Origin of the sequence: Paenibacillus sp. FSL H8-0175 (assembly GCF_045040615.1) — a bacterium.
Taxonomy (GTDB): Bacteria; Bacillota; Bacilli; order Paenibacillales; family Paenibacillaceae; genus Paenibacillus_AQ; species Paenibacillus_AQ odorifer.
Window position 1 is genome coordinate 689,465 of sequence record NZ_CP150299.1, and the last position, 25,868, is coordinate 715,332.

Genomic DNA, 25,868 nt, shown 5'->3' on the forward strand with positions numbered 1-25,868 from the left:
ATTACATAAAGAGAGGGTTTGGAACATTGAAGTCAACAGGGGATTTAGAACGTAAATTAATACTGATAGGGGTGCTGCTAGCTACCTTTTTGGCTGCGATTGAAGGAACGGTAACAGGACCAGCGGGTCCAGCTATCGTAGGTGAATTTCAGGGAATGCAGTGGCTTAGCTGGATATTCACTTCTTATTTGCTGGCAATGGCTATTACTACTCCTATTTTCGGCAAAATCAGTGACCTCTTTGGACGCAAGCCGGTGTTCATGTGGGGGGCAGCTGTTTTTTTATTAGGCTCATTATTATGTGGTATTTCGCAAAGTATGGAACAGCTGATCCTGTTCCGGGCAATACAGGGGATTGGCGCGGGTGCGCTCATTCCAATGACCTTTACCATTATCGGGGATATTTACAGTATTGAGGAGAGAGCGAAGACACAAGGATTACTTAGCTCTGTATGGGGGATTTCCTCTTTGGTAGGCCCTCTTCTTGGAGGATATGTTGTAGATTACCTAAGCTGGCGCTGGGTATTTGTCTTTAATCTGCCATTTGGTTTACTAGCAATGGTATTTATTGCCCGTTATTTGAAGGAAGAGAAGGTACGCCGGAAAGCACAAATTGATGTGGCAGGGGTGCTGCTATTCGCTGCTGGTATGGGCGCATTACTCTTCGGTCTCTCCACAGGAGGACAGAATCTGGAGTGGACATCCCCACTGCTAATTGCAACTCTAAGTGTGGCTGTTATCCTGCTAGTCTTATTTTTCTTTGTGGAGCGTCGTGCTCCTGAACCTATGTTACCGCTGGGTCTATTCTCGAACCGCAATATCGCAGTATCTACAGGCGCTAACCTGCTGGTAAGCACATTAATTATTGGGCTTTCTACGTATGTGCCATTATGGGTGCAGGGTGTATCCGGAAAAAGCGCCGCCATCTCAGGTTTGCTACTGGCGCCGATGTCGGTAGGCTGGATGTTTGGTTCGATCGCCGGAGGGCGGATGATTCTAAAAGCGGGTTCGCGTCGAACCGCAATGCTTGGGTTGATTATGATCGCTGCCGGGGCTATTGGCCTGGCTTTCTTAACAGGGGAGTCTTCACAGCTGCTGCTCTTATGCTTGATGCTGGTCTGTGGAGTTGGCTTTGGGTATTCTTCTACAGTCTTTACGATTATCGCGCAGTCCTCTGTTGCGTATGAGCAACGGGGAGCATCTACAGCGCTTAATGCGTTCACGCGTTCTTTAGGACAGACTGTTGGGGTGGCTATTTTTGGTTCCTGGCTGAACTTGAATATTGATAAGCTGTTAAGAAAACAACCGGATTCGAACATCTCAGGAGATGATATTAATAAGCTGCTTGGATCACATGCAGGAACCAACCTGTCTGGGGAAGTATCAAACAGTCTGCGTGATGCCCTTGAAGGTGGTCTTCATTCATTATTTATCGTAATGGCAGTTTTCGCTGTTTTGTCGCTGATAATTTCCTGGGGTTTGCGCAAGGGTGTGCCTTCAGTAGAGGATGCTTCATCGTCCTTGAAAAAGGCATAACTTAATAGGTAGATAGCGTGTTAGAGTGGTTGAACCATACGAATTTACTCCCTGGAGTGGCGCATGGAATGACGCAGGGACTGACACATGGAATAGCGGACGGAGTGGCGCATGGAATGACGCACGGAATAGCGCATGGAGTGATACATGGACTAACGGACGGAGTAGCACATGGAATGACGGACGGAGTGACACATGGAATGACACACGGAAAGACGCATGGAATCACGCACGGAAAGACGCATGGACTAACGGAGAGTAGCACATGGAATGACGTATGGAGTGACACATGGAATCACGCACGGAGTGGCGAGCGTAATAACACACGAGATTGACTTGAACTTTAGAGTAGAGCGTCGGTGGAAGCAGTGGAAGCAATCGTTAGGCAAATTTAGTTGTATTTTGTACAACTATAATCCTGCCGTTAACTCTTCAATGGATATAGCTGTATTTAGTACATCTATTTTCTTGATTTACTCGCCTAGGGGTACTTTTTCTGGTTTTTAATTGTACAGAATACACTTAAAGTTAGAATAATCCGATTTGCATACGAAATAGCTGTATAGAATGCAGTTATTCCTTTAGCTACTGCTCAGGTTCCCATCAAGATCGGGCGCTGAAAATATAGCGGGTTATATCAAAAGTGGATTTTACTGAGAGTGGTAGTTACGGTCAGCTAGAAGGGACGTCCAATCGGAAGTGTGTTCGCCAAGTCCAATCGGAAGCGTGCACGACAAGTCCAATCGGAAGCGTGCACGACAAGTCCAATCGGAAGCGTGCACGCCAAGTCCAATCGGAGGTGTGCTACGCCAAATCCAGTCGGAAGTGTGCTCGCTAGTCCTGCCGAATAAGGATGACTATGATCCGAGGTTTGCCAAAAGCGGATCTCAAGGTCCGTCTTCGGCATCGACTTACTGCCCTAACTGATCAGTTCTCAACTAATGTTCGGCTAACGGAGGCTGTAAAAAGGCACTCAAATTTTGCTCAGAGGGGTCATAAGGACTTATATCATCTGCTCAAGTAAGCTGCCGCAGAACAAAGAAAACCAATGGGCGATTCTCAAATAAATCGGAGAATCGCCTATTGGTTTTCTTTTTACCATTAACAGAAATCAATAACAGCTTGTCTAAAACACATAAATAAGCGACTCTTACTTACGAGGAAGAGGGGATAGCTTCTCAGCTTGTAGACCCATCTTTTTGAGCAGAACAATCATTTGTTCCTTCTCATCATCATTCAGACCGCTGAAAGCAAGATGCAGGCGTTCTGAATATTTCGGATACATCTCATTCATGAGACGTTCACCTTCCGTAGTCAGCTCCGCAAAAATCACACGGCGGTCGCTCGGACAAGGCTTACGCTGCAAATAGCCGCGTTCCTCAAGCTTATCGATTACGTAAGTAACGTTGCCGCTTTGCAGCAGCAGCTTGGCGCCAATTTGTTGAATGGGTTGTGGTCCCTTATAGTACAACACTTCCATAACGGCAAAGGCAGTCGGATTAAAACCTTCAATTTTGCTGCCGGTAACAGCATGTTCATTAATGCTCTTAAAAGACTTGGCAAATACCCGGTACAAATGTAGTGTTAATTGCGTATCACGTTCGTAAGATTGTATCATGCTTCTCCACCCTCTATCGTTAATCATGTGTGAACTCATCGCACAGTTTGCAATCAATAGTCATTAGTGCACGGGTTACCTGTGCAACGAACCTTGAGATAACCTTAGAATACGTGAAAGAGCGAATGAAGAACATGTGATTTGTCACAATGAGCACACTTTTAATTATTAAAAATCAAACAATTTTTTGAATACGATAAAAACGAAGGTTTTTTTGATTTCAGTCTTTGAAAGGATAAGAATTTCAGTCTTAGGTTCAAGCGCTATTTACGCCTCCAGACGGATGATTGATGTTCTCCAATATTTTACTATTACTTCATCGAGAAATAGTAACGGGGAGTGAAGTAAGATGGAGGAACAACTGGCTCATGATTCAAAAGAAGGAAAGCTAACGGCGAATAAGCCCTTTATGCTGCTTATTGCCGCACAGCTTGTATCGAATGTGGGAGACTGGTTGCATATCCTAGCGCTACTGACAATGGTAGGTTTTAAATGGAATGCGACACCGTGGGAAATTACGGCTATATCTTTATGTATGGCTGTGCCGTTGCTCTTAGGAGGACCGTTCGCAGGTTATTTAAGTGATCGTTTTAACCGCAAGGCGCTGATGATTGGTTCGGATCTAGCTCGTGCCGGAATCGTTGTTTGTTTGGTATTTGCAGGTTCTCTCTGGCAGGTATATGTCCTGCTGGTGGCTAAAGGGATCATGGATGTACTCTTTTCACCAGCCAAAAGCGGAAAGCTCAAGGAGCTTGTCCCTGCGGCCCAGATGGATAAAGCCATGGCGCTTAGCTCATCTATCGAACAAATAACCAAAATTGTAGGTCCTGCTCTAGGTGGACTTCTGGTTGCCGCATTTGGTATTGCCGCTTGTTATGTGATTGACTCGGCTACCTTCATTTTATCGGCGGTCATCTTAATAGGACTGCCGCGTGCGGCTGCACTGAAGAAAGATGCAGCAGAGGATAGCACAGGGGAGAATGGTGCTCGGAAGTCTTTTCGCCAAGAAATGTCGGCGGGTCTGCAGGTGATCGTGGGAATGCCTGTAGTACTTTGCGGGATTGCTATGCTGGTGCTAGTGCTGCTAATGCTGCAAATTGGTGATTCGCAGATTGTAACGTTATTCCGGGAAATTCCGGGTGTGAACGGTGATCTGCTGGGTTGGTGTGTGGCAGCCAGTGGCCTTGGCACCTTACTGTCAGCCCTGCTTGTAAGCCGTATAGGCAGTGGTAAACATACGCTCGTCTTTATGGGATTGGGAGCTGTAATTATGGGGGTTGTTTTCTCAAGTGCAGGAATTGTAACTGCCCACGGTCAGGCCGGATTATGGATGAACATCGCTTTATTTGGTTCTTTTATGTTTGCTGGTGTGGGAGCAGGCCTTGCGTTCATTCCCTTCAATTCTATGCTGCAACAGCGGACCCCTGCGGAATACACGGGCCGTGTATTTGGAACTATAGGCAGTCTAACAAGTGCGGCTGTTATCTTGGGACCTGTAGCCGGTGGGGCTTTAGTTACAGCGTCAGGACCTGTCCCGGCTTTCATTCTCTCTGGTTTGCTTACAGCCCTGCTCGGAGTGTTACTGTTAATGCTGCGTGGTAAAATCGAGCGTAGAGATGAAGCGGCAATTAAACGTGAAGAAGAAATTTCAGCAACAAATAACCTAGAGCTTCTGGGACAGACCTCTCTTTAATGGGAGGTTTCTTTTTTAAATAGGAGAGTAGTTCTCTGAGCTGTGAAAAAATCAGTTTGCTTCCTTGGAGAAAGTATATATAGTACGATTAGAGAAGCTATCTTTCTGGATTGGAATTTCGATAATAATATTCATTAGAAATATTTAGGAGTTGGCGAATATGGAGAATGTAGAAATAACAGGGGATACCGAGAGCGACGAAGAGATTGTACTCGATGTTGAGATCGATGAAGCAGGCTATGAAGCAGGTGCCCCGTGCATATTCGATATTTCATTTCAGGTGCGGCGTGGACAGCTGCTCGGACTGATCGGACCAAACGGTGCGGGAAAAAGTACTACAATCAAAACACTGCTCGGTTTGCTTAAGAATACCAAAGCTAAGGTCTCCTTTAATGGAGTTAATAAATCCTATGCTTATGTACCGGAGCAGCCGGTGTTTTATGAGGACCTGACCTTATGGGAGCACTTAGATTTGGCTGCTGCTGCTTATGGACTAAAATATGAGCAGTTTCAAGAAACGGCGGAGAGGTTACTGAAGCAGTTCGGCATGAATCATGTCCGTGATGATCTTCCAGCTGGTTTCTCTAAGGGTATGAAACAGAAAATGATGCTGATGCTTGGCTTTTTGGTACAGCCGGATGTTTATATTGTGGACGAGCCTTTTATCGGCTTGGATCCTCGGGCCACTAAAGATTTCCTGCGACTGCTGGAAGCGGAGCGGCAGCGCGGAGCTGGTGTATTAATGTCTACGCATGTATTGGATACTGCTGAGAAAATTTGCGATGATTTTGTGCTGATCTCGGGTGGCAGGGTTGCCGCTGCAGGAACGCTCGAAGATATACGTGATTATGCTGGGCTGCCGGAGGCGTCGTTGTTTGATTGCTTCGACGAACTGACATGAGTAAGCAGAAGCAGCGAGGGTTTGCTTTTCCTACCTCCAAAAAGCTATTCTGGCGGCGATTATTTTCTCATTGGCGTGAGCAATCTGCTATTATCCGTACGGCTGCCGATTGGACTGTGCTGTTATATATACTGATTCCCGGGGGATTTCTGGGAGGACGGTTATATTACGGGTTCTGGAACGAGGCATTGCCAGCTTGGAGTGGAGATTTGCCGTTTATGCTCATTCCTTCATTATTTGTGCTCCTGCTCTGTAGAGGGGGACTGGTGCTATTATTGCAGGAAGGCGATCTATTATTTCTAAGACAACGGCAGCGATGGATAAATACGATTATGTTTCGCGGGTTGCTGTACAGCCTGATCGTAACATCGTTGAAGTTCTGTGCAGCTTTTGTGCTGTTATTACCTTTTCTGGTTCGGGGATATGGAATGCTGTCATCAGAGGTATGGGCGCTGTTCGCTCTGACTCTGGCATGTAGCTGGTGCATTAAATTACTGGGGCATATTGTAAAAGTACAAAAGCAAGGCTGGCGGCGCTGGCTGTGGCTGATTCTGGCCATCTCCGTTCCTTGTGGGATCTATTTCCGTGCAGCTGCGTTTTGGAACAACAGTCCAGTTTTTATGCTGCTGATCGCAGCACTCTTTGCAGTCGTAGCGGTAATCGCTCTTCAGCGGCGTATAGTGATGCGTGGGACATTCATGAACGATGTGCGTGAAGATTATAAGCAGCGGATGAAAATAGCGGCCCTATTACTCCGCGGTGTACTGGATAAGCCACGTCCGACCCGCCATAAGCCGTGGATTTTCCGGAAATCACAGCCTTTGCTAAAATCAAAAACTGCCGAGAGTCGTTTCTCTGCGGCAGCGATTAAGGCACTTGTACGGAATCCGGCTCATTTAAAGCTCTACTTATCGTTTACTGCTGTGTCCCTTCTAGCGATATTTATCATTCCATCAGGGTTCAAATGGCTAGGATTTATAGTTTTAGTTTCTCTCATGACCAATTGGCTGTTGTCGTTCTGGTCGTTATTCGTGGGAGATGATTACATCGGAATTCTGCCGTTTTCAAAGGAACAAAAAGCCGAAGCGGGGCTGCGTGCGATCCCTATCTTACTGCTTCCTTTTTCAATCATTTGTTCTGCGCTGATCTGTATTTCCTTATATGGATGGTTTGGGATTATCCTGTTCATCCCGCTAGGTTATATCGTTGCACTGTTTAGCTCTAGAATATTTGGAACATTTCGCTTAGCGAAATAAAGATATAAATAGAACGGAAGAGTGCCTCATAAGCCGTGAAAAGGCTGCTGGGGCACTCTTCTTTTTTTGTCTTGATTCGGTCTATTGCACGCACGTACGTACGAGGTACCTAGCTAGCCTATCGGACACAGCTGCCCCTAAACATACTATTTTTCCACTTTTGGGATGCTAACGGACTCCATAGTTGCTATTTCCATGAAAAACACCCTATATGAGCCTCGCTATAATGAATAGCGTCGTTGGAGTCCGAAACACTGTCCATAAGGTGATAAATTCGCAAATAACGTCATCTGGGTCCGAAGCCGCAGTAGCTGATTAGGACAGACGCTCCACATAGCAGCTGAGGAACCCAAAACAGAGGAGCGATTCTCCAATTAATGAGAGAATCGCGCAGACCGCCATTTTCAAAGTAGTAAGCTGCTTGGAGGATATTCACGTTGCATTAGAGATTATTCCAGTCGAATGTCAGCAGCGTGCTTGCCTGCTGTATATCCTGTTGAGAAGGCCGCTGTTATATTGTAGCCTCCTGTATAGCCATGGATATCGAGTACCTCGCCGCAGAAGAATAACCCCGGCATAAGCTTCGATTCCATTCTTTTGGGATCGATCTCCTTCAGGTTTACCCCGCCCCCGGTAACAAAGGCCTCGGATAGGGAACGGGTGCCATGCACATAAACCGGCATGCGTTTCAAAATCCCAGCTAATAGAAGCAACCCATTCTTGGAGACGTGATGGCCAGTTGTATCCCCATCTAAGTCAGCTTTAGTCAGCAAGAGGGGGATGAGACGTTCTGGCAACAGTCCTTTCAGCGAATTGCGGATCGCTTTCTTAGGTTCCTGATCCAGCTTATCCTGCAACATAGATTCTACTTCCTGTGTGTTCAGATCAGGGAAGAGATCAATGGACATCTCCACCGTATCTGTGCCGGATTTACGTTGGACTTGTCTCAGAAATTGGCTGCACCGCAGTGCAATGGGCCCTGATAATCCAAAATGGGTGAATATCATATCTCCTCGATGAGAGATGACCTTCTTCCCTTTATGATTCCACACAGTGAGGGCTACATCACGTAGCGACAGGCCTTGCAGCTCGCCGGACTTAATCCATTCTTCCCGTGAAAGAATCGGCACCTCTGTCGGAAACAGCTCGGTGATCGTGTGCCCTGCGGCTTCTGCCCAAGGGTAGCCATCTCCAGTGGAGCCGGTCTGTGGTACAGACTTGCCTCCGGTGGCGATGATAACAGCAGTGCAGGCGATCGTCTTGCCTGAGCTCAGCTGGACTCCCTTAACAGCCCCTTCGTCATAGATTATTCTTGAGACGGGACTGTCGGTCATAATCTGCACGCCTAGACTCCGTACTTTGCTGATTAGGGCAGAGACGACACTAGAGGCCTTATCGGAAACGGGAAACATCCGCCCGTTATCTTCTTCTTTTAATGCAATGCCTAAACCTTCAAAAAAGGCGATGATATCCTGGTTATTAAAATGGTCGAAGGCACTATACAAAAAACGCCCGTTTCCTGGAATATGGGCGATTAGCTCGTCTCTTTCCTTGACGTTGGTAACATTGCAGCGTCCGCCACCGGATATTCCGAGCTTTCGGCCTAGTTTTGCTCCCTTGTCGATTAGCAGAACGGATGCCCCGTGTTCTGCGGCGGCCACGCTTGCCATTAGACCCGAAGGGCCGCCTCCAATGACGATCACATCGTAATTGCTCATGAAATTTTACTCCTTTACATGTTAAGACACGGAAGCGATTTCCGCGGGTATTCCTAACGGAATCATACCATTCTGATTCACATGTAACCAGTCTTGTCCAATCATTAGGTGATTATCGTTGTCAGGAGAGTAATCCTGTGCTTTAATCTAAGCATGTAGGGTAATTTGTCCATTTTGGGGTGTGATTGTAATTATTGGTGCGGTTAAGGATATCTTATTGCAAATATCGGCAGCATGCTCCTTTCTTTTTCTTTTTCAATGGTGGGTGGACCGTAGATTTGTGACTCGGAAAAAGGGGAAGCTCCCAAATGATCAGACCTTTTTAATTTTGGCGTGTACGTTTAGTCTTATCCTGTGCTCTCTTCTTTCGACAACTCTGTTTGGTGTAGCCTATTTGAATTTAGGATTAATCCCTGCGTATATTGGTATTTTATATGGAACTACCCGTTCGGGCATTTTGCTGTCCATTTTCTTGCTTATCTGCAATGTAATCATTGCGGAGCCTACAGGAATCAGTAACGTGATATTGAATTCAGGGGTTTTATTATATCCGCTGCTGTTTGGACTGGCCAAACCTTTTAAGAAAGGTACAGTAGTTGAGAAGATCGGTATGTTATGGATGATTCTTTGTCCAAGCATGCTATTTATTGCGTTAGTCCCGATTATAGGCGGGGAAAATATATATGAATCAAATTCCGTGCAAGCATTTCTGATTACGGTATATCTGTTTTTCACCATCGCTTTAGGTGGTGTTTTTGTATATTTTGTTGAGATGGTTAGAAGTAGATTGCGGGATAAAGTACAAATGGAGAGTATCAGTGAAAGTTTCCAGTGGGAGTCCGAGAAGCTGCAGCAGATTACCAATGTAGTCCCTCTGAGTATTATGTCTCTGGATGAACACGGAGTTGTAACTGATCTTAATGATTGTATGTTAGGAATGATGAGGACTCATTATCCCAATTTGCGAAAAGAGGATATTATTGACGAACCGGTAAAAAAGTTTTTTCACAGCTCAGTGGATACACAGGCATATATGCGGGTAAGTGATAATATCCGCTCTAAACGGCGTTCCAGTGAAAAAATGATTCATGAGTCGCGCATCTATCAGATTTATTCAGCGCCGTTAATGCATAAGAGCTCAGGGGTAACAAGTGGTGCTGTAATTATTGTGCAGGATATGACCAATGAGGAAAAACTACGTGTAGAGCTGGATCATGTGGAACGTTTGAGCTTGGTCGGGCAGATGGCTGCTGGAATTACCCATGAGATTCGTAATCCTATGGCGGTAGTTCGGGGGTTTTTGCAGCTGATGAGAGAAAAGAGTGCTCAAGAATTGGATTCTTATTATCAGATTGTGATGGAAGAGCTGGACCGCGCTAATAGTATTATTAATGATTTTTTATCCTTGGCACAGAGCCGGGTTTCTGATAAAGAGAAGGTGCTGCTGCACCATATTATAGAAGAAGTTAGTCCATTGCTGTGGGCTGATGCTAATCTTCGCGGTCAAAGTGTTGAACTGAAGCTGAGCCCATCACTGCATGAATTGGAGCTAAATGTCCGGGAAATCAAGCAGCTTATTCTCAATTTAGGACGTAATGGTATGGAGGCTATGGGACCCAAGGGGGTGCTGACGCTGGAGACTCGCAGTACTCATGATAAAGTGGAGTTGATTGTCACCGATAGCGGTGTTGGTATGTCAGAAAGTCAACGCGAGAAGCTGTTTTTACCCTTTTTTACGACGAAAATTCAGGGAACAGGTCTAGGCTTATCCTTGTGTCTTAGTATTGTGGAGCGGCATAACGGTAAAATAAATGTAGAGTCTGTAGAAGGAGAGGGCACGGTATTTACGATCTCCTTCCCATTGAATAAGGAGGAACCCAGCGGGGTTCGCTCTTAGATTGAATCACCCTCTACAGCATCTCTTGCTTTCACAGAGTATGAATGTATAATAAAGTTAGTAAGTACTGCTGTAATATTATCTGACAAACAGTTGAAATGTGAAGGAGAGTGCAGAGAAATGTCCATGTCTTTTAATCAATATATGAGAGATTCAATTCAGCCTATGCGTGATGACCTGACAAGTATCGGGTTTCAGGAGCTTATGACTCCAGAAGAGGTGGAAGCAACTCTTCCAACCGCAAAAGGAACATCGCTTGTAGTCGTAAATTCGGTCTGTGGTTGTGCTGCTGGACAATGTCGTCCAGGTGTAGCTCAGGCTTTGCAAAATGAAATCACTCCGGATCACTTGTTCACAGTGTTTGCAGGTCAAGAGAAAGAAGCTACTGCTAAAGCACGTGAATATTTTGCTCCTTATCCGCCATCCTCACCTTCCATCGCACTGATGAAGGATGGAGAACTCGTTCACTTTATTGAACGTCATGGTGTAGAAGATCGTTCGGCTGCTGAAATTGCTGCTGAATTGAAAGAAGTCTTCAATCGTTTGTGCCAGTAAAAACAGTTATTCCATATAATCTCGCATCAGCCGGCAAATCGGCTGCATGCGGGATTTTTCAAAATATAAGAGCAATAATGGGATAGAATATGCTTAGAAGCATGAGCTTCGTTTGGGTGGATATTTTGATGGATATGGAACCATTTCTGATGGAACGAGGTGTGTTTGGTGAGTTTACAGAAAGAAATTATTGCGGATCTTGGCGTGAAGCCAACGATTGATGTAGAGGTTGAGGCACGAAAACGGGTTGACTTCTTAAAGTCGTACGTGCTAAACGCAGGGGCTAAAGGATTATTGATCGCCATTAGTGGTGGAGTGGACAGTGCGGTAGCCGCGGGTCTTTGTAAACAGGCTACGGACGAGCTGTCGGCAGAAAAAGGAACAGAGTATATGACGCTTGGAGTATTCCAGCCTTATGGGGTTCAGGAAGATATTCAGCACAGCTATGATGTTGCCAAAGCTTTTAATCTGACTCATACTGTGGAGACCAACATTGAGGAAGCTGTAAATGAAATTGCCCTTGAAGTTGAGCATGGTCTGAAATCAATAGGCCAACACCGCCATATGACGCATCAAGGCAAAGGAAATGTTAAAGCCAGAACACGTATGGTTATGCAATATGCACTCGCTTTTGAGAACAATCTGATTGTAGTAGGAACGGATCATGCTTCTGAAGCGATTACCGGCTTCTACACGAAGTGGGGCGATGGCGCTGTAGATATTACACCACTATCCACACTTAATAAACGTCAGGTACGTCAATTGGCTGCACATATCGGTGTGCCTGCGGATATTGTCACAAAAGCACCTACGGCGGGCTTATGGCGGGGTCAGACGGATGAAACCGAGTTGGGCATTACTTATGACGATAACAGCGACTATCTTGAAGGTAAACAGGTTAACCCTGAAGTAGCTGAGAAGCTTGAGAATTATTACCGGAGAACGGCACATAAGCGTAATGTTATTCCGGGGATTTAGAATAGGTTGAACTAGAAATCGCCACGGGTCTGCGTAGCAGCAGAGCTCGTGGCGGTTTTTGTGAGTTGGATAGCTGGATAGACTAAGAAGAATAATTATTCTGTAAGCGTAAGTGTCTGATCGATAAAATTAGTTGTCGCAGCAATCGCGAACTCTAATTGATGAGTCGTGCCAGCAAAAGGATGCACAGTGTTGAACGTATGATTACCCTCAGGAACCTGCACCCAGCTAATATCTGGCCGAAGTTTGATGAGATGCTCAGATCCTTGGCGGAGATGTACTCCATCTTGACTGCCTTGAATAAGGACAACTGGGAAGGACGCTTTCTGTATGCGTTCAAGGATGTTATAGCGTTCTTTGTTGTTCTCCATATCTTCTAAAATTACAGCATCCAGCGGCATTTGTTGGCCAGTACGTCCATTAAGGACATAGGTTCTTCCTGTTTCCTTCATCTGCTGCTTTTGTTCTTCCGTCAGCAAATCGAGTTTCGTAACCCCGTTCCAGGAGATTACTCCGCTGATCTCATTGGGATGATCAAGCGTGTAGACCAAACAAATTCCCCCTCCGAGACTGTGGCCGAGAAGGAATAACGGCAGGCTGCCGAATTTCGGGTGTTGACTAAGATAGGACAACAGGATTTCCATGTCCTTCAAGCTGCGGCGATAGGTGTTGCGGGCGAACTTCTCAAGTTCAGTGAAATGCAGCAGATCTTCCCCGATGCCAGCATGAGAGAAGTTAAAAGTAATTACTTCATGCTCTTGGCTGAGAGTTGTGGCTATGTAAGGAAACATTCCCCAATCTTTAAAACCTTTGTAGCCATGGGCTATAACTATAACGCTTTTGGCTTTGCCTTGGGCTGGGAAGTGTGAGCAGCGGAGAACAGCTCCGTCTCCGGCAGGTATTTCAAAATTACGATGATTCATAGGGTAATCCCCTCTCCATATATAAAAATGAAGTAAATCAGCTAGTCTATCGTGAAGTCGCTGGATAGTCTTATTAGACTTAGAGCGCATTTTCTTTTAAGATAGCAGAAAGAATCTTGCAGGACTATTACTTTTAATAATACTTCATATGATTGATCATACCATTATTGAAGCAAAATGGGATACACGTCCATAAGGAGCGTGAAGTGTTGATTTACGGAATCGGACATGATGTGTTAGAAATTGAACGAATCTCAGAGGTAATAAATAGAGGACTGGGTAAGAAATTTAACCAGCGGGTCTTAACAGAGCAAGAATATCAACTTGCTGAAGAGCGAAGCGGGAGGTTGGCTGAGTTCGTAGCCGGACGTTTTGCTGCCAAGGAAGCAGTTGTGAAGGCTTTAGGCTGTGGCATCGGCAATGTAGTTGGGTTTCACGATATTGAGATATTGCCTGATGTTAAAGGAAAACCAGAGGTAACTTTATCGTGTGAAGCTTGGAGCAGACTAGATCTGCCAAATGGACAGAGGTACACCATTCATCTTACGATAACACATGGCCGTGATTTGGCTTCGGCTTTTGCCGTCGTGGAAGGGCCAGGTTCATAAATTGAACCCTGATTATAGAAGGGCAAGGAGCGTTATAATGACACAACAAGATCTACAAGTTCAAGACGAACAGGAGCTGCGGGAGGCTAAGCAATATTTCAGCTATCATTTGCTGGAGTGGTATCAAGGGCAGAAACGGGATTTGCCTTGGCGTCGGCACCGCAATCCTTATTATATTTGGATTTCTGAAATAATGCTGCAGCAGACAAGGGTGGATACGGTAATCCCGTATTTCAATCGGTTTATCGAAAGGTTTCCTACCGTGGAGTCGCTCGCCGATGCACCAGAAGAGGACGTTCTTAAGTGCTGGGAAGGCTTAGGTTATTATTCTCGTGCTCGCAATATACAGCATGCGGCCAAACAGGTCAAAGAGCTGTATGGCGGGCAGGTGCCGAATGATCGTGAGGCTGTGTTCAGTTTAAAGGGAGTGGGACCTTATACGGCAGGGGCTATCCTTAGCATTGCGTTCAATCGGCCGGAGCCAGCGGTCGACGGCAATGTGATGCGGGTGTTGTCCCGATACTTCCTGATAGAGGATGATATCGCCAAGGGACCCACCCGCGTAAAAATGGAGCGCCTGGCAGCTGAACTGATCCCGGAGGGGGAAGCGGCATCTTTTAATCAGGCGCTGATGGAGCTTGGGGCGCTCGTATGCACTCCTAAATCACCGCGCTGTTTAACCTGCCCGGTGATGGAGCATTGCGCCGCGCGCCTGGCGGGCTGCGAGACCTCGCTGCCCGTCAAGACCAAGGCCAAGCCGCCGCGCCCTGAGGAGCGGCTGGCGGCTTTGATTGAGGGCCGCGGTGCCCACGCGGGCCAAGTGCTCATCCGGCAGCGGCCACAAAGCGGGCTGTTAGCCCGCATGTGGGAGCTGCCGCACTGGCCGGCGCCGCCTGTGGAAGGCGGCGCCAAAGGCGCGCGGCTACCGGAAGCGGCGGCGCTGGACCGGCTGCGCCGGTCACTGCGGGAGGCCGGGATCTCTGCCCGGCCTGAGAAGCACTGGATGGCTGCTGAGCATATCTTCAGCCATATCGTGTGGACGCTGCAGGTGTACCGCTGCAGCGAAGAGGACGCCCTTCCGCTGCCGATAGCGGCAGAAGGACGGGCGGTGTACAACGCGGATGCGGACTTATTCTCGGGGATCGACAGCAGCATGCCTATCGAGAGATTTGAGGACGGGACCGCTAGTCCAGAGGATGGCGGAGCAGTGCGCTGGATCAGCCGCGAAGACATGGCTAACTATGCGTTCCCTAACGTTTTTCTGAAGCTACTGAACCTTTATTTTGATGAGCAGGAAGAGCGGGCGAAGCTAGAGAAGTAGAAGATTCGCCGTGTTGCGTTGCTAAAGTGCTAAATGTACAAAACCTGAGTATGATGTATGCACCAAAGCATGGTCGTATGCACCAAAGCATGGTCGTATGCACCAAAGCATGGTCGTATGCACCAAAGCATGGTCGTACGCGCCTAAGTAGGGTCGTATGCACCTAGGTATGGTCGTATGCGCCTAAGTAGGGTCGTATGCGCCTAAGTAGGGTCGTATGCGCCCAAGTAGGGTCGTATGCTTCAGTCTCTTCGTAGCAAATATTTGTTTATTTGGTTCAGATTAGTTCAGTCTTGTTCCAACTAAATTCTTCTGGTGTTCTATGGCTACGAGAGTGAATGAAATTTAATTAGGGAATTCTTCCATGAAAATAGGTCGAATTGGCTTGTAATTGATCATTTTAGGGAAAACCTCCCTAATAATTGGGGAAATATCAGTTTTATGCCCAAAACGGATGATTTTTAGGGAGTATTTCCCTAATTACTCGTGTTTATGGAGTATATCGCAGAATTTTAGGGAGTTATTCCCTAATCTATTGCTCAGCTACTCCAAACGCAGATTCTCGTAAGCCGAGTATAGATTTATTGCGATTTATTCCGATTTATTCTCATCTATACCGATCTATTCTGATCTATACCGATCCAGCGCATCCATTTAAGCGACGCAAGCGGCGTGAAATGCGGTGTCTGGGAGGATCTCAATCAATCAATCAGTCAGTCAATCTCTGTCTTTATCTTTATCCCTCTATATCTCCAACCTAAACAAAGAAGGTATCCCTTAGCCTATTCGGCTCTGAGATACCTTCTTTTTTAGTTAAATGGCATAAGCCAAATGGAATTTCTTATTTTGCGCTTTCGTAACGTTTGCCAACTTCTTCCCAGTTTACTACGTTCCAGAACGCTTTGATGTAATCAGGGCGTTTGTTTTGGTAGTTCAGGTAGTAAGCGTGCTCCCATACATCCAGTCCGAGGATTGGAGTAGCGCCTTCGCTGATTGGGTTGTCTTGGTTAGGTGTGCTTGTTACTGCCAGTTTGCCATCTTTAACAACTAGCCAAGCCCAGCCGCTGCCGAAACGAGTAGTTGCTGCTGCTGCGAAATCTTCTTTGAATTTTTCGAATCCGCCCAGTTCTTTATCGATAGCTTCAGCCAATGCGCCAGTTGGTGCGCCGCCGCCGTTTGGTCCGATAACTTCCCAGAACAAAGTGTGGTTAGCGTGTCCGCCACCATTGTTGCGAACAGCAGTACGGATAGCTTCAGGTACAGCGTTCAGATCTGTAAGAAGCTCTTCAATGCTTTTGCTTTGCAATTCAGGTGCTTTTTCCAAAGCTGCATTCAGATTAGTTACATATGTGTTATGGTGTCTGTCATGGTGAATTTCCATCGTCAATGCGTCGATGTGTGGTTCGAGTGCGTTGTTCGGATAAGGAAGTGCCGGTAATTGAAATGCCATGGAAAAATCCCTCCTGAGTTATATTAGAATTTTGTTATAGATAAAGAATTCTGGCGAACTAACGTCAAAATCCTTTATTGTAAATATGTACTATAGGGTTTCGCCCAATAGGATACTTTAATTAAACCGTATCTAGACCAATAATGCAACACTAAACAAACATAAATGTTTATAAAGTATAATTGGAGAGGGAAAGGGTTTTACAATTGTATTTAGAATGTTAAAATAAATAGTCCCTAACCTATAGACATATATCCTTATTAATACCCTTTTAATGAAGAAATGAACCCCATCCGAAATGTAAACGCTTGATATTAAGCGCTTTCAAAAGAAAAATGATGATATCACGAGAAAAGTGTGCTTTAATAGATTTAAAAGCAGGTATTCCTCGATATTTGATGCTTTTTTTTATTTTCTCTATGTTAAGGGAACCCCTTCTTTTTGTTAAATTCATAAGCCATAGACAAGGGAGATTTTAAAGAATGCACGTTCGTTCCTTTCAATTAAGCGACGTTAGCCCTGTGACTGATTTGCTGCAAACCGCATTATCGGAAGAGTGTTTCGAGAACACTATCGAGCCTTTCTCCAGGCAGCTTTCTTGGGATTCAGATCTCATTGTAGTTGCGGAAGATGAAGAAGAAATTGTTGGAGCACTGATTGGTACAATTGAGAAAAACCACGGTTGTTATTTCCGGATTGCTGTACATCCTGATTATCGCCGCAGAGGAGTCGGTAGAAGTCTGGTATCAGCTATGGAATCCAGGTTTCAAGCTCGTAAAGTCAGTGGTATCTATGTAGCCGTCGATGAGCATAATTCTTTTGCTTTGCCATTGTATGAAGCTATGGGATATAGCGAGAATCAAATCTTCAAATCTGTCCGGAAGCTGAGCATTGTTGGGTAATTTTGATCACTCAGCTGCGAAAGCGGAAACATTTTCTAGAAAAAAGAACTATAGCTGACGATATAGTCTGTTTCATTCATACTCGAGCGTATTTTCCAGAAGTCCATTGCTAATGGCTGGGAGATATGCTTTTTTATTGTTATAATATCTGCAAGTATAGACTTCAATTATTGAGAACAGAGGTGACATATTGAATCAGGAGCCCCAAGTAGATTACACGAGAAATAGGAAACAAAGACATAGATCCTCCAGATCCAAGACTACCCTGGGCGGTCGTTTGGTCTCGGAAATGAAGGATTGGCTGCTTACAGCTGTGATTGTTTTTGCTGTGATGTCTGTTCTTAATGTTTTTGTGTTCAATATATCAACGGTTAAAGGTCAGTCTATGCAGCCAACGCTCTGGGAGGGTGAGAGGCTCTTCATTAATAAAATTTCATTGCTCTTCGTAAATCCAAAACATGGTGATGTTGTCATTCTTCATGATCCAAGTACTGGACCTAGTCATAAGGAGTATTTAGTGAAGCGAGTGATTGGCATACCTGGAGATATCATAGAGGTACGGAATCATCAGTTATACGTGAATGGAAAAATAGTGAATGAGCCCTATATCGATACTGAGATTGAAGATCCGGATTTTGCAGCGTTAACCGTGGAAAGTGGCAATTATTTTGTAATGGGCGATAACCGTCATGCTTCAGCCAGCAAGGACAGCCGTTACTTCGGCTCTATTTCACAGGATATGATTGTCGGCAGGGCTGATTATATATGGTGGCCTCTGTCAAAACTGAATAGATTATAAGAAAGTCAGCGAAGATATGAAAGGAGAAGGCGGAAATGACCAATACATTTCAGTCATCGTATGCTCCCCCGCCTTCCAAGTGGGCACAGCTTAAAGCAGAGATTCAGGAGGCTGCGACATCACTCGGTATTGATGATATCGGGTTTACAACAGCAGAACCTTTTTTATATTTAAAAAATATACTGCAAGACCACCGGGACAAAGGATATGAATCTGGCTTCGAGGAACCCGATCTGGATAAAAGGACAGTTCCAGCATTGTCTTCTGGAGACAAACCGTTATCTATTATTTCGATTGCAGTGGCTTACCCTTCTAAAATGGAGAACCCTCCTAAATCTGAGCCGGGTGCACGTAGAGGCATCCTCGCCCGGGCATCTTGGGGCAGGGATTATCACCATGTGCTGAGGGAAGCCTTAAGTAAGCTAGAGGAATTTATTCACGAGCGTGTACCAGAGGCTGTGCTGGAAAGTATGGTGGACACTGGTGTTCTAGTAGATAGAGCGGTAGCGGAAAGAGCGGGAATAGGCTTCAGCGGCAAAAACTGTTCTATCATCTCGCCCAAATGGGGATCTTGGATTTATCTTGGGGAAATGGTTACGAACATTCCTTTTGCTCCGGATGAACCTGTTGAAGAAGGCTGCGGGGACTGTACCAAGTGTATTGATGCTTGTCCGACCGGAGCGCTGGTGGGTCCGGGTCAGCTTAACGCACAGGCTTGTATTTCTTTTTTGACGCAGACTAAAGGGTTCCTCAGCGAGGAGTATATGACCAAGATCGGCAATCGTCTATACGGCTGTGATACTTGCCAGATTGTATGTCCCAAGAATAGAGGTAAGAACTGGAATCATCGCCCTCAGATGCAACCTGATCCTGAAATTGTGAAGCCGCTGCTGCTGCCGATCCTTGATCTTAGCAATCGTGAGTTCAAAGAGAAATTCGGCAATAGCTCAGCAGCCTGGAGAGGCAAAAAGCCGATGCAGCGAAATGCGATCATTGCCCTAGGCAATTTTAAGGAAGCCGGGGCTGTGCCAAAGCTATCAGAGATTGTTCTGAAAGAGCCGCGGCCAGAGATGCGGGGCACTGCTGCTTGGGCGCTTGGACGTATTGGCGGTGATGAGGCTCTAGCGGCTGTAGAAGCGGGTTTAGAGCGCGAGGAGGATAGCACGGTGAGGGAAATGCTAAGCCGGGCGCAGGATGTGCTCCTTACTGGGAAGAAGGCACGGGAGGACAGCGATATTAATGGAGGAAAAAGTTCATAGACAGGTTGCATATTGCCAATTGCTGTCCAGTTCCCGAAATGCTATGATAGATTCGCGTGCCATATGGCGATGCAGACAATAGAGTGTAGAGGTGGGCTTTAGATGAGTATCGCATTACCTATTATTACATTGGTCGTAGGTCTCATCGGTGGTTTTTTCATCGGTGTATATTATCTGCGCAAACAAATGACAAACATGCAGAATGATCCTGAAATGCTGCAAAAGGTTGCAAAGCAAATGGGTTATAACCTGAACGGGAAGCAAATGCAGCGTGCCCAGCAAATGATGAAGACTCAGGGACAGCCAGGTGCGCGCCCAGGAGCAGCTAAAGGGAATAAACGTAGAAGTAAGTAACCGGGTCCGGATAACATGTATACGGGTGCGGAAGGGGGAGACATCATGGGGAACATCAAGGAATATGTGAACGGTAAAGTTGCAGAGAACCGTGAGCAAATCGAGTATCACGTTGAGAAAATATTAGAATTAATCGGTGAAGATACCGGCCGCGAGGGACTGCTGGAAACACCGGCACGTGTTACGCGGATGTACGAGGAGATATTCGGCGGTTATTCGATAGATCCCCGCGAGGCGCTCGGCGTTACTTTTGATGAGTCTCATGAAGAGCTAGTGATCGTTAAGGATATCGTCTATTACAGCCAATGTGAACACCACATGGCTCCTTTCTTTGGTAAAGTGCATATAGGATACATTCCGAGCGGACGTATTGCTGGACTCAGCAAATTAGCTCGGCTTGTTGAAGCAGTAAGCCGGCGTCTACAGGTTCAAGAACGCATTACGGCGCAAATTGCTGATATTATGACGGAGGTGCTAGGCCCCCACGGTGTTATGGTTGTTGTGGAGGGAGAACATCTGTGTATGTGTGCACGCGGAGTGAAGAAGCCAGGCAGCAAAACGGTAACTATGGCTACTAGAGGGGTCTTCCGTGAGGATGCCGCCGCTCGTGCGGAGTTTCTAAGCTTGATTAAGGAATAAATATCGGGGTGCATACCTCGAAATTGGAAGGACCCATCGTTCACGTAATGTGAATGATGGGTCCTTTTTGGTCAGGGTGTGGGAATAAGAGTGATGTTCACTGTGAATTGAAATAATATCAAAAAGGCTTCCAGGCCAGTTTACTGGCAGCAGCATAACGTTCTGAGACGTAAGGCCAGTTAACGACCTTCCACCAATCCTCAATATAATCGGCCCGATTATTCTGATGTTTAAGGTAATAGGCATGCTCCCATACATCCAGAGCCAGTAACGGAACCACGTCCCATTGTGACAGGTTCTGATGTTTCTCCGCAGTCAAAATCTCCAGTCTATGACTGCGTGGACTCCAGACGAGAATAGCCCAGCCGCCACCTTCAACCTTATTCGCAGCTTCTGTGAACTGTTTCTTGAAGCTGTCATAGCTGCCGAAGCTTTGTTCAATGGCTTCCAGTAAGGCTCCAGTTGGACGCCCGCCACCTTGTGGAGACATTACGTTCCAGAAGATTGTATGGAGATAGTGGCCTGCCCCATTAAAGGCTAGCTCCCGCTCCCAATGCTTAACGAGATCGAAATCTCCTTTCTTGCGAGCCTCAGCTAGCTTGTTCTCCGCTTTATTTAGTCCATCTACATAACTTTGATGGTGTTTATCGTGATGAATCCGCATGGTTTTCTCATCGATGTATGGTTCCAGCGCATTATAAGCATAAGGCAATGGAGGCAGCGTATGCCCGCCAATTGGCACAGCACTCATTTCACGAATATCAAGGATAGTATCTGTAGAAGGAATAAGTCCCTCATTCCGCGTGACATTGTCCTCTTCTGTTCTTACGACATAGTCGGCTGCTGTATAATCTCTCATAATTTGCGTGAGCTGTCCGGGCGAGCTCAGAGTGTGCAGTACGGCAAGGAAATACTCTGATTCGCGAATAATATGCAGGATCACAGTGGTTGCAAGGGGGACGGCTTTGACGGCTGCGCTACTTTCCATAATGGCAAAAAGCTGCCGAACAAATTCTTGGGATTGGGTACAGGAGATATGCAGCAGCTTTTCTGTTTCCGCAGTGAGTTCAGCCTGACTTGGTGGAGAAGCAGAGAGGGCAGAATTCAATAACTGCTGAGCGGCCATCTCTGTGGCACCGAAGACCACTGCCCATTCATCCAGCAGTTTAACATAGGGTTCCTCCAGGTTAGGTACGATTGCTTTGATAACCTCGGTATGCTCTTTCTCTTGTGTTTTCCAGAATACGATTTCTTCTAAAATACGTACTGGCAGCATCGGCCCGTATACATATAACATTCCAAGAAAACCTCCCGTGATATGTCTTCATCAGTCCATTATATGTGTGCTCATGATAGCTTATGAAGAGCATAAGAACGCGATAATAATATCGTTGACAACCGTTTGATATGGTGAAATAATACAGGAAAATAAAGGCAATGATACCGAAAGGTACAACCTCGCGAAAAGGAGGGTGTACCTTTTTTTGTCGTGTGGACCGATTAATGAAATCCTATGGGGTAGTAGAAAAACTTTGAGAAATGAGATGAGGGTATGAACAAGCTTGAGAAGAAGCAATTTTATAATCAGCTGTTAAAATTAGCGGTACCGATATCCCTCCAAAGTCTAGTCATGGCGGTGCTGTATTTAGTAGATCAATTGATGGTAGGGCAGCTTGGGGGTGTAGCGATCGCTTCGGTTGGGATGGCTAGTAAAATCTATAGCGTGATTTCAGTGGTACTGGCGGGTCTTGCTACGGGTCTTGCTATATACGCGGCTCAATATTGGGGGAGTAAAGACCGAAAGAGCATCACACCACTACTGGGATTAAGTCTTGGAATTGGCCTGATCTTGTCGGGTTCATTTACGATATTTGTTTTTTTCAACCCTCGGCTATGTCTGTCTATTTTTACAACGGATAAAGAAGTGTTGGAGAATGGGTACATTTTTCTGAAAATCGTTGCCCTCAGTTATATTCCAACGATGTTGACGATGCTCTATTCGGCGGTTCTACGAAGTTCAGGACATGTAAAGTATCCAATGATTGTTAGCATAGCTGCTGTAGGAATGAATATTATTTTAAACTATGCGCTTATTTTTGGGCATTGGGAATTTCCAGAGCTTGGACTTGCAGGTGCGGCATATGCAACGTTAATCTCACGTATAGTCGAAAGTGCCTTGATTGTCGGAGCCGTATATCGTGGAAAGCTGCCGGGTGCCGGAGGTATTAAGGAACTCAGTTCGTTTTCGAAAGCGCTGTGCATACCTTTTTTAAGAACGATAGCGCCTATTGTTTTAACGGAATTGGTTTGGGTCTTAGGGGAGGCTTGTTATTCCGTAATATATAGCCGTATGGGCACAGCGGAGATGACCGCTATGACAGTGACCTTTCCGCTGCAGGGGTTGACGATTGGGCTTCTGGCAGGGCTTTCTGGTGCAGCTGGCATTATGGTCGGACATAAGCTGGGAGAGAATAATAATGCAGGTGCTTTTCAGTATGCTCGTTTTTTTGTTCGAATAGGAGTAGGGATTTCATTGCTGCTTGGTGTTCTTATTGCTGTTCTTGCCCCGCTCTACGTCTCAGCCTTTAACTTAACAGTGGAAGAGCGCCGAATGGTCACTTCCGTTATCTGCTTTTTTGCTCTTTTTTTATGGATAAAGGTGGGCAATATGATGATTGCGGGAGGGATCCTGCAGAGTGGTGGCGATAGTAAATTCGTCTTTATTATGGAAGCCTCCACAACTTGGTTGCTTGGGGTGCCTCTAGGGCTACTGTTGTCATGGGGATGGAAACAGCCTCTTCCCTGGGTATACTTCTTTCTGTCCCTGGAAGAGGCTGTTCGATTGGTTATAGGTTACGTGCGTTTTCGCCGTGGTAAATGGTTGAAGCAGCTGACCCATCAGGGGACAGAGGCGGATTGTAGTGCTTAACTAGTTACTTGCCATCGCCGGCTGGTTGCCATTGTAGGTTTTGGCTAGTTGAACATTTCCTAAGAAAGCAGAGACTCGCCGCAAATACTCACGCGGGTGCTCACGGAATAGCAATTCATGATGGCTGCCCTCTACGACCCAGGAATCTGAGAACGGATTGCTTTGGTTCGCGGCCAGCTTTTCGGCAATAGGATAAGGAGCTTTATCATCTTCGGTTCCATGCATGAGTAGAATAGGGAAAGGATAATCTTCGGATTTGACCTTCGCATAAGGAATTTGATTCAGCCCCGTACCGTTTAGAACTGGGAACAGCATTTCCATAATCGCCAGGGAAGGCTGGCGGGGCAGATCAATATTTTGCTTAATATTATGATACAGCGTATCTGGCTCTAACAAAAAGGTGCTGTCCAGAATCATCGCGTCAATGTCCTCTGATACTAATCCTGTTTGCAGTGCTGTGCCTGCTCCCATGGAGAAGCCCCATACCACTAACTCCTCAGCTCCACGTTCTTTAGCAAAATCAATAGCTCCTAGAAGCTGCTGGGATTCTTTTTTACCTCCGGTTGCAATATCCTTGTTGCCTTGGGCAGCAAAGCCGTAATCAAACATCACGACATTGAAATTCAGACTGTGTGCATAGTGAGCGAGATCGTACATAGGTACCCAAGATTCTTCCCGGTTGGCGCCATAGCCATGGCTGAACACGATAGTTTTGGTAGCCCCTTCGGAGGGAATATACCAGCCGCTCATCATCCGACTTCCATCTTTAGCTGGAAACGTCACATCCTCGTATGCGAGACCTTTGGCCTGCATGGGATTGGAATACAGAGGTGCGACCGTTGGATTAGATAATACCCAGGCGATATAGCCATGAAGTGAGACAAAGCAGAAGGCTAAAAAGAAAAAAATAGATAATAGCAGTGCAACGATAATATGCTTCACACGAATCATCCGCAGCGATAGCCGGGATGAACTGCCTTGTTTAGGTAGTTTAGGTCGACGGGAGACGGTTGTGCCGGTTTGGCGAGTTGCCAGATCCATATGGTCCCCTCCTAAGAATGATGTGAGTACTAGTGCCTAGAAGAATTTGTAAAAATGATTCTAAAGCATCAGTAGATAATTTAATATGTTAATCGTATGAAAAAGCCCTTACAAAGTCAATGAATTAGATGCTTTTGTAATGTAACTGTAAAGTGCGGCCCAACCTTTTCCGGCACATTTTTGGCACAACTCCGGCGGAGTGAATATACTGGACTTTCCATAGAGTTTTGCACTAAGATAGAGTTAGTTATAATGTAACCGAGTTTCATTTGGTGAAACACGAGGGGGAGATTGTCATGGAGGACCGAAAGCTTACAGTGCGTGCGGTAGAACGTGCGCTTGATATATTGCTTTGTTTTACGCAGGACAGAGATTTAGGGTTGACGGAGATCGCTTCAAAGATTGATTTACATAAAAGTACCGTCCATCGGCTGCTGGCAACCTTGGAGGAAAAGGGCTTCCTCATTCGTAATCCGGCCACTGAGAAATACAGTTTGGGTATACGAATTTGGGAATTGTCTACGCATTTGCCTGCTTTTGATGAGTCAGCCGCGGTATTATTGCCGTCAATGGAACGGCTGCGGGATCGGCTAGGGGAGACTGTTAGTTTATACTTACGCGACGGCATAGAACGTGTGCGGATTCAGGCGGTTCAGAGTCAGCAGGCCATCCGGCGAGTGGCGCAGATCGGTGCGAGATTGCCTTTATCTGTGGGCGCATCAAGTAAAGTGCTGGCAGCCTATGCTCCTCCAGAGGTGCTGAAAGAATTGCTGGAGAGTTCGGGATGGCCGGACTACGTTGAGAAGGATGTCTATCAAGAGCAGCTTAATGACATTATCCGGCTCGGATATGCCACCAGTTTTGAGGAACGCGAGCCCGGCGCGGCCGCGGTGGCGGTGCCTGTTACGGGCCGCGGTGGAAATGTGATCGCGGCGTTATCACTGTCCGGCCCAGTTAGTCGCCTATCCCGAGATACGCTAGTGGAATATGCCGCGGTACTGAAGGAAGCGGCTAGTGAAATGGGCATGATGATTCCTTAATTCGCTGGCTGAGACATACCTTGTTAAACAGCAAAGCAGCGATCTCTCCGTTACTGGAGGATCGCTGCTTTGCTGTTTTGGGGAGGGCTTAGTCGATTGTGGGTAAGTGGCTGAAAACTGATGGCTGATGGGTGAATGATGGGGGACTGACGGGTAACTGATGAGTAATTGAGAGTAATTGATGGCCTGATGAATGACTGACGAGTGAATGATGAGTGAATGATGAGTGACTGACGAGTGGCTGATGAGTGAATGATGGGTAACTGACGGCTGACTGATGGGTAATCAACAGCTAACTGACGGCTAGCTAATGGCTAACGGCTCCCCTACCTTGCGTTGGTTTGGTGAGCTTCAGTGAATATACGTTTCTTTGGAATCCTCAGTAACTCGTAATGCTGAGGCTCGAGCGTTTGAACCCCGGGTCTAGATAGGCGGAGGGACGGAGGGGCGGG

At 46.2% G+C, this 25,868-nt stretch carries 23 protein-coding genes and 1 pseudogene; 17 read left to right on the top strand and 7 right to left on the bottom strand.

All coding sequences use genetic code 11. The features are described from left to right. Positions 1 to 26 precede the first annotated feature (26 nt). Positions 27 to 1,535 carry an MDR family MFS transporter gene (locus tag MHH46_RS03055; protein ID WP_076124409.1) on the top strand — a complete coding sequence of 503 codons (1,509 nt, stop codon included), beginning with the start codon at positions 27 to 29 and terminating at the stop codon, positions 1,533 to 1,535. A 68-nt stretch (positions 1,536 to 1,603) separates the two neighbouring features. After that, positions 1,604 to 1,870 (top strand): hypothetical protein, encoded by a 267-nt coding sequence (locus MHH46_RS03060; protein ID WP_076193754.1) that lies wholly within the window; start codon positions 1,604 to 1,606, stop codon positions 1,868 to 1,870. A gap of 341 nt (positions 1,871 to 2,211) precedes the next feature. On the opposite strand, the gene MHH46_RS03065 is transcribed toward MHH46_RS03060, so the two are convergent. Both MHH46_RS03065 and MHH46_RS03070 read right to left on the bottom strand, forming a co-directional pair. After that, the gene (locus MHH46_RS03065) at positions 2,212 to 2,442 is read right to left on the bottom strand and encodes a hypothetical protein (protein WP_143762771.1); all 231 of its coding nucleotides are present in this window, start codon (positions 2,440 to 2,442) and stop codon (positions 2,212 to 2,214) included. Between the two features lie 243 nt (positions 2,443 to 2,685). Further along, positions 2,686 to 3,153, bottom strand: coding sequence for a MarR family winged helix-turn-helix transcriptional regulator (locus MHH46_RS03070; RefSeq protein ID WP_036676802.1), 468 nt, complete (start codon positions 3,151 to 3,153; stop codon positions 2,686 to 2,688). A 349-nt stretch (positions 3,154 to 3,502) separates the two neighbouring features. Between MHH46_RS03070 and MHH46_RS03075 the strand changes: the two genes are divergently transcribed. The 3 genes from MHH46_RS03075 (at position 3,503) to MHH46_RS03085 (ending at position 7,003) form a co-directional block, all read left to right on the top strand. After that, positions 3,503 to 4,846 carry an MFS transporter gene (locus MHH46_RS03075; RefSeq protein WP_076193757.1) on the top strand — a complete coding sequence of 448 codons (1,344 nt, stop codon included), beginning with the start codon at positions 3,503 to 3,505 and terminating at the stop codon, positions 4,844 to 4,846. 160 nt (positions 4,847 to 5,006) lie between these two features. Continuing rightward, a complete protein-coding gene (locus MHH46_RS03080) occupies positions 5,007 to 5,747 on the top strand; it encodes an ABC transporter ATP-binding protein (protein WP_036676805.1) in 741 nt (246 codons plus the stop codon). Then, on the top strand, positions 5,744 to 7,003 hold the full coding sequence (locus tag MHH46_RS03085) for an ABC transporter permease (protein ID WP_076193760.1): 1,260 nt from the start codon (positions 5,744 to 5,746) through the stop codon (positions 7,001 to 7,003). Before MHH46_RS03080 ends, MHH46_RS03085 begins: the two co-directional genes overlap by 4 nt. Positions 7,004 to 7,452: 449 nt before the next feature. On the opposite strand, the gene MHH46_RS03090 is transcribed toward MHH46_RS03085, so the two are convergent. Continuing rightward, positions 7,453 to 8,721, bottom strand: a complete 1,269-nt coding sequence (locus MHH46_RS03090) for an NAD(P)/FAD-dependent oxidoreductase (protein ID WP_076193763.1) — start codon at positions 8,719 to 8,721, stop codon at positions 7,453 to 7,455. Between the two features lie 394 nt (positions 8,722 to 9,115). Here MHH46_RS03090 and MHH46_RS03095 point away from each other — a divergent pair, with 394 nt between their 5' ends. The 3 genes from MHH46_RS03095 to nadE all read left to right on the top strand — a co-directional run bounded on the left by MHH46_RS03095 (position 9,116) and on the right by nadE (position 12,151). After that, complete coding sequence (locus MHH46_RS03095; RefSeq protein WP_081392005.1) at positions 9,116 to 10,618, top strand: ATP-binding protein; 1,503 nt, start codon at positions 9,116 to 9,118, stop codon at positions 10,616 to 10,618. A 120-nt stretch (positions 10,619 to 10,738) separates the two neighbouring features. Then, the gene (locus MHH46_RS03100; protein ID WP_036676813.1) at positions 10,739 to 11,173 is read left to right on the top strand and encodes a BrxA/BrxB family bacilliredoxin; all 435 of its coding nucleotides are present in this window, start codon (positions 10,739 to 10,741) and stop codon (positions 11,171 to 11,173) included. Between the two features lie 168 nt (positions 11,174 to 11,341). Then, on the top strand, positions 11,342 to 12,151 hold the full coding sequence (gene nadE, locus MHH46_RS03105; RefSeq protein WP_076193766.1) for an ammonia-dependent NAD(+) synthetase: 810 nt from the start codon (positions 11,342 to 11,344) through the stop codon (positions 12,149 to 12,151). A gap of 95 nt (positions 12,152 to 12,246) precedes the next feature. Here nadE and MHH46_RS03110 read toward each other — a convergent pair whose 3' ends face one another. Next, positions 12,247 to 13,074: an alpha/beta hydrolase gene (locus MHH46_RS03110; RefSeq protein ID WP_076193769.1), complete on the bottom strand. Its 828-nt coding sequence runs from the start codon at positions 13,072 to 13,074 to the stop codon at positions 12,247 to 12,249. A gap of 209 nt (positions 13,075 to 13,283) precedes the next feature. On the opposite strand from MHH46_RS03110, the gene acpS reads away from it, so the two are divergent. Next, the gene (acpS, locus tag MHH46_RS03115) at positions 13,284 to 13,682 is read left to right on the top strand and encodes a holo-ACP synthase (RefSeq protein WP_076186292.1); all 399 of its coding nucleotides are present in this window, start codon (positions 13,284 to 13,286) and stop codon (positions 13,680 to 13,682) included. Between the two features lie 37 nt (positions 13,683 to 13,719). Next, complete coding sequence (mutY, locus tag MHH46_RS03120) at positions 13,720 to 15,003, top strand: A/G-specific adenine glycosylase (RefSeq protein WP_076124396.1); 1,284 nt, start codon at positions 13,720 to 13,722, stop codon at positions 15,001 to 15,003. Positions 15,004 to 15,844: 841 nt separating this feature from the next. On the opposite strand, the gene MHH46_RS03125 is transcribed toward mutY, so the two are convergent. Next, positions 15,845 to 16,453: a superoxide dismutase gene (locus MHH46_RS03125; protein WP_036676820.1), complete on the bottom strand. Its 609-nt coding sequence runs from the start codon at positions 16,451 to 16,453 to the stop codon at positions 15,845 to 15,847. Between the two features lie 482 nt (positions 16,454 to 16,935). Between MHH46_RS03125 and MHH46_RS03130 the strand changes: the two genes are divergently transcribed. From MHH46_RS03130 to folE, 5 genes and pseudogenes are all read left to right on the top strand, one after another. Continuing rightward, a complete protein-coding gene (locus MHH46_RS03130) occupies positions 16,936 to 17,355 on the top strand; it encodes a GNAT family N-acetyltransferase (RefSeq protein WP_036676822.1) in 420 nt (139 codons plus the stop codon). 190 nt (positions 17,356 to 17,545) lie between these two features. Then, on the top strand, positions 17,546 to 18,154 hold the full coding sequence (gene lepB / locus MHH46_RS03135; RefSeq protein WP_076101394.1) for a signal peptidase I: 609 nt from the start codon (positions 17,546 to 17,548) through the stop codon (positions 18,152 to 18,154). A gap of 35 nt (positions 18,155 to 18,189) precedes the next feature. Continuing rightward, positions 18,190 to 19,386 (top strand): annotated as a pseudogene (queG, locus tag MHH46_RS03140) (tRNA epoxyqueuosine(34) reductase QueG); the annotation flags it as partial. 129 nt (positions 19,387 to 19,515) lie between these two features. Then, positions 19,516 to 19,767, top strand: coding sequence for a YneF family protein (locus MHH46_RS03145; protein WP_036676828.1), 252 nt, complete (start codon positions 19,516 to 19,518; stop codon positions 19,765 to 19,767). A gap of 45 nt (positions 19,768 to 19,812) precedes the next feature. Further along, positions 19,813 to 20,406: a GTP cyclohydrolase I FolE gene (gene folE, locus MHH46_RS03150; protein WP_036676830.1), complete on the top strand. Its 594-nt coding sequence runs from the start codon at positions 19,813 to 19,815 to the stop codon at positions 20,404 to 20,406. 118 nt (positions 20,407 to 20,524) lie between these two features. Here folE and MHH46_RS03155 read toward each other — a convergent pair whose 3' ends face one another. Continuing rightward, positions 20,525 to 21,703 (bottom strand): Fe-Mn family superoxide dismutase, encoded by a 1,179-nt coding sequence (locus MHH46_RS03155; protein WP_076138416.1) that lies wholly within the window; start codon positions 21,701 to 21,703, stop codon positions 20,525 to 20,527. Between the two features lie 255 nt (positions 21,704 to 21,958). Here MHH46_RS03155 and MHH46_RS03160 point away from each other — a divergent pair, with 255 nt between their 5' ends. After that, positions 21,959 to 23,335, top strand: a complete 1,377-nt coding sequence (locus tag MHH46_RS03160) for an MATE family efflux transporter (protein WP_076193774.1) — start codon at positions 21,959 to 21,961, stop codon at positions 23,333 to 23,335. On the opposite strand, the gene MHH46_RS03165 is transcribed toward MHH46_RS03160, so the two are convergent. Then, positions 23,336 to 24,376 (bottom strand): alpha/beta hydrolase, encoded by a 1,041-nt coding sequence (locus MHH46_RS03165; protein WP_139329954.1) that lies wholly within the window; start codon positions 24,374 to 24,376, stop codon positions 23,336 to 23,338. A 296-nt stretch (positions 24,377 to 24,672) separates the two neighbouring features. Between MHH46_RS03165 and MHH46_RS03170 the strand changes: the two genes are divergently transcribed. Further along, positions 24,673 to 25,416, top strand: a complete 744-nt coding sequence (locus MHH46_RS03170; protein WP_076124389.1) for an IclR family transcriptional regulator — start codon at positions 24,673 to 24,675, stop codon at positions 25,414 to 25,416. Positions 25,417 to 25,868: the final 452 nt, after the last annotated feature.

Coding starts and splice junctions, on each gene's coding strand:
- MHH46_RS03060 (WP_076193754.1), top strand. CDS start 1,604: ATGACGCAGGGACTGACACATGGAATAGCGGACGGAGTGGCGCATGGA.
- MHH46_RS03065 (WP_143762771.1), bottom strand. CDS start 2,442: ATGCCGAAGACGGACCTTGAGATCCGCTTTTGGCAAACCTCGGATCAT.
- MHH46_RS03070 (WP_036676802.1), bottom strand. CDS start 3,153: ATGATACAATCTTACGAACGTGATACGCAATTAACACTACATTTGTAC.
- MHH46_RS03075 (WP_076193757.1), top strand. CDS start 3,503: ATGGAGGAACAACTGGCTCATGATTCAAAAGAAGGAAAGCTAACGGCG.
- MHH46_RS03080 (WP_036676805.1), top strand. CDS start 5,007: ATGGAGAATGTAGAAATAACAGGGGATACCGAGAGCGACGAAGAGATT.
- MHH46_RS03085 (WP_076193760.1), top strand. CDS start 5,744: ATGAGTAAGCAGAAGCAGCGAGGGTTTGCTTTTCCTACCTCCAAAAAG.
- MHH46_RS03090 (WP_076193763.1), bottom strand. CDS start 8,721: ATGAGCAATTACGATGTGATCGTCATTGGAGGCGGCCCTTCGGGTCTA.
- MHH46_RS03100 (WP_036676813.1), top strand. CDS start 10,739: ATGTCCATGTCTTTTAATCAATATATGAGAGATTCAATTCAGCCTATG.
- MHH46_RS03110 (WP_076193769.1), bottom strand. CDS start 13,074: ATGAATCATCGTAATTTTGAAATACCTGCCGGAGACGGAGCTGTTCTC.
- mutY (WP_076124396.1), top strand. CDS start 13,720: ATGACACAACAAGATCTACAAGTTCAAGACGAACAGGAGCTGCGGGAG.
- MHH46_RS03125 (WP_036676820.1), bottom strand. CDS start 16,453: ATGGCATTTCAATTACCGGCACTTCCTTATCCGAACAACGCACTCGAA.
- MHH46_RS03130 (WP_036676822.1), top strand. CDS start 16,936: ATGCACGTTCGTTCCTTTCAATTAAGCGACGTTAGCCCTGTGACTGAT.
- MHH46_RS03145 (WP_036676828.1), top strand. CDS start 19,516: ATGAGTATCGCATTACCTATTATTACATTGGTCGTAGGTCTCATCGGT.
- folE (WP_036676830.1), top strand. CDS start 19,813: ATGGGGAACATCAAGGAATATGTGAACGGTAAAGTTGCAGAGAACCGT.
- MHH46_RS03155 (WP_076138416.1), bottom strand. CDS start 21,703: ATGTTATATGTATACGGGCCGATGCTGCCAGTACGTATTTTAGAAGAA.
- MHH46_RS03160 (WP_076193774.1), top strand. CDS start 21,959: ATGAACAAGCTTGAGAAGAAGCAATTTTATAATCAGCTGTTAAAATTA.
- MHH46_RS03165 (WP_139329954.1), bottom strand. CDS start 24,376: ATGGATCTGGCAACTCGCCAAACCGGCACAACCGTCTCCCGTCGACCT.
- MHH46_RS03170 (WP_076124389.1), top strand. CDS start 24,673: ATGGAGGACCGAAAGCTTACAGTGCGTGCGGTAGAACGTGCGCTTGAT.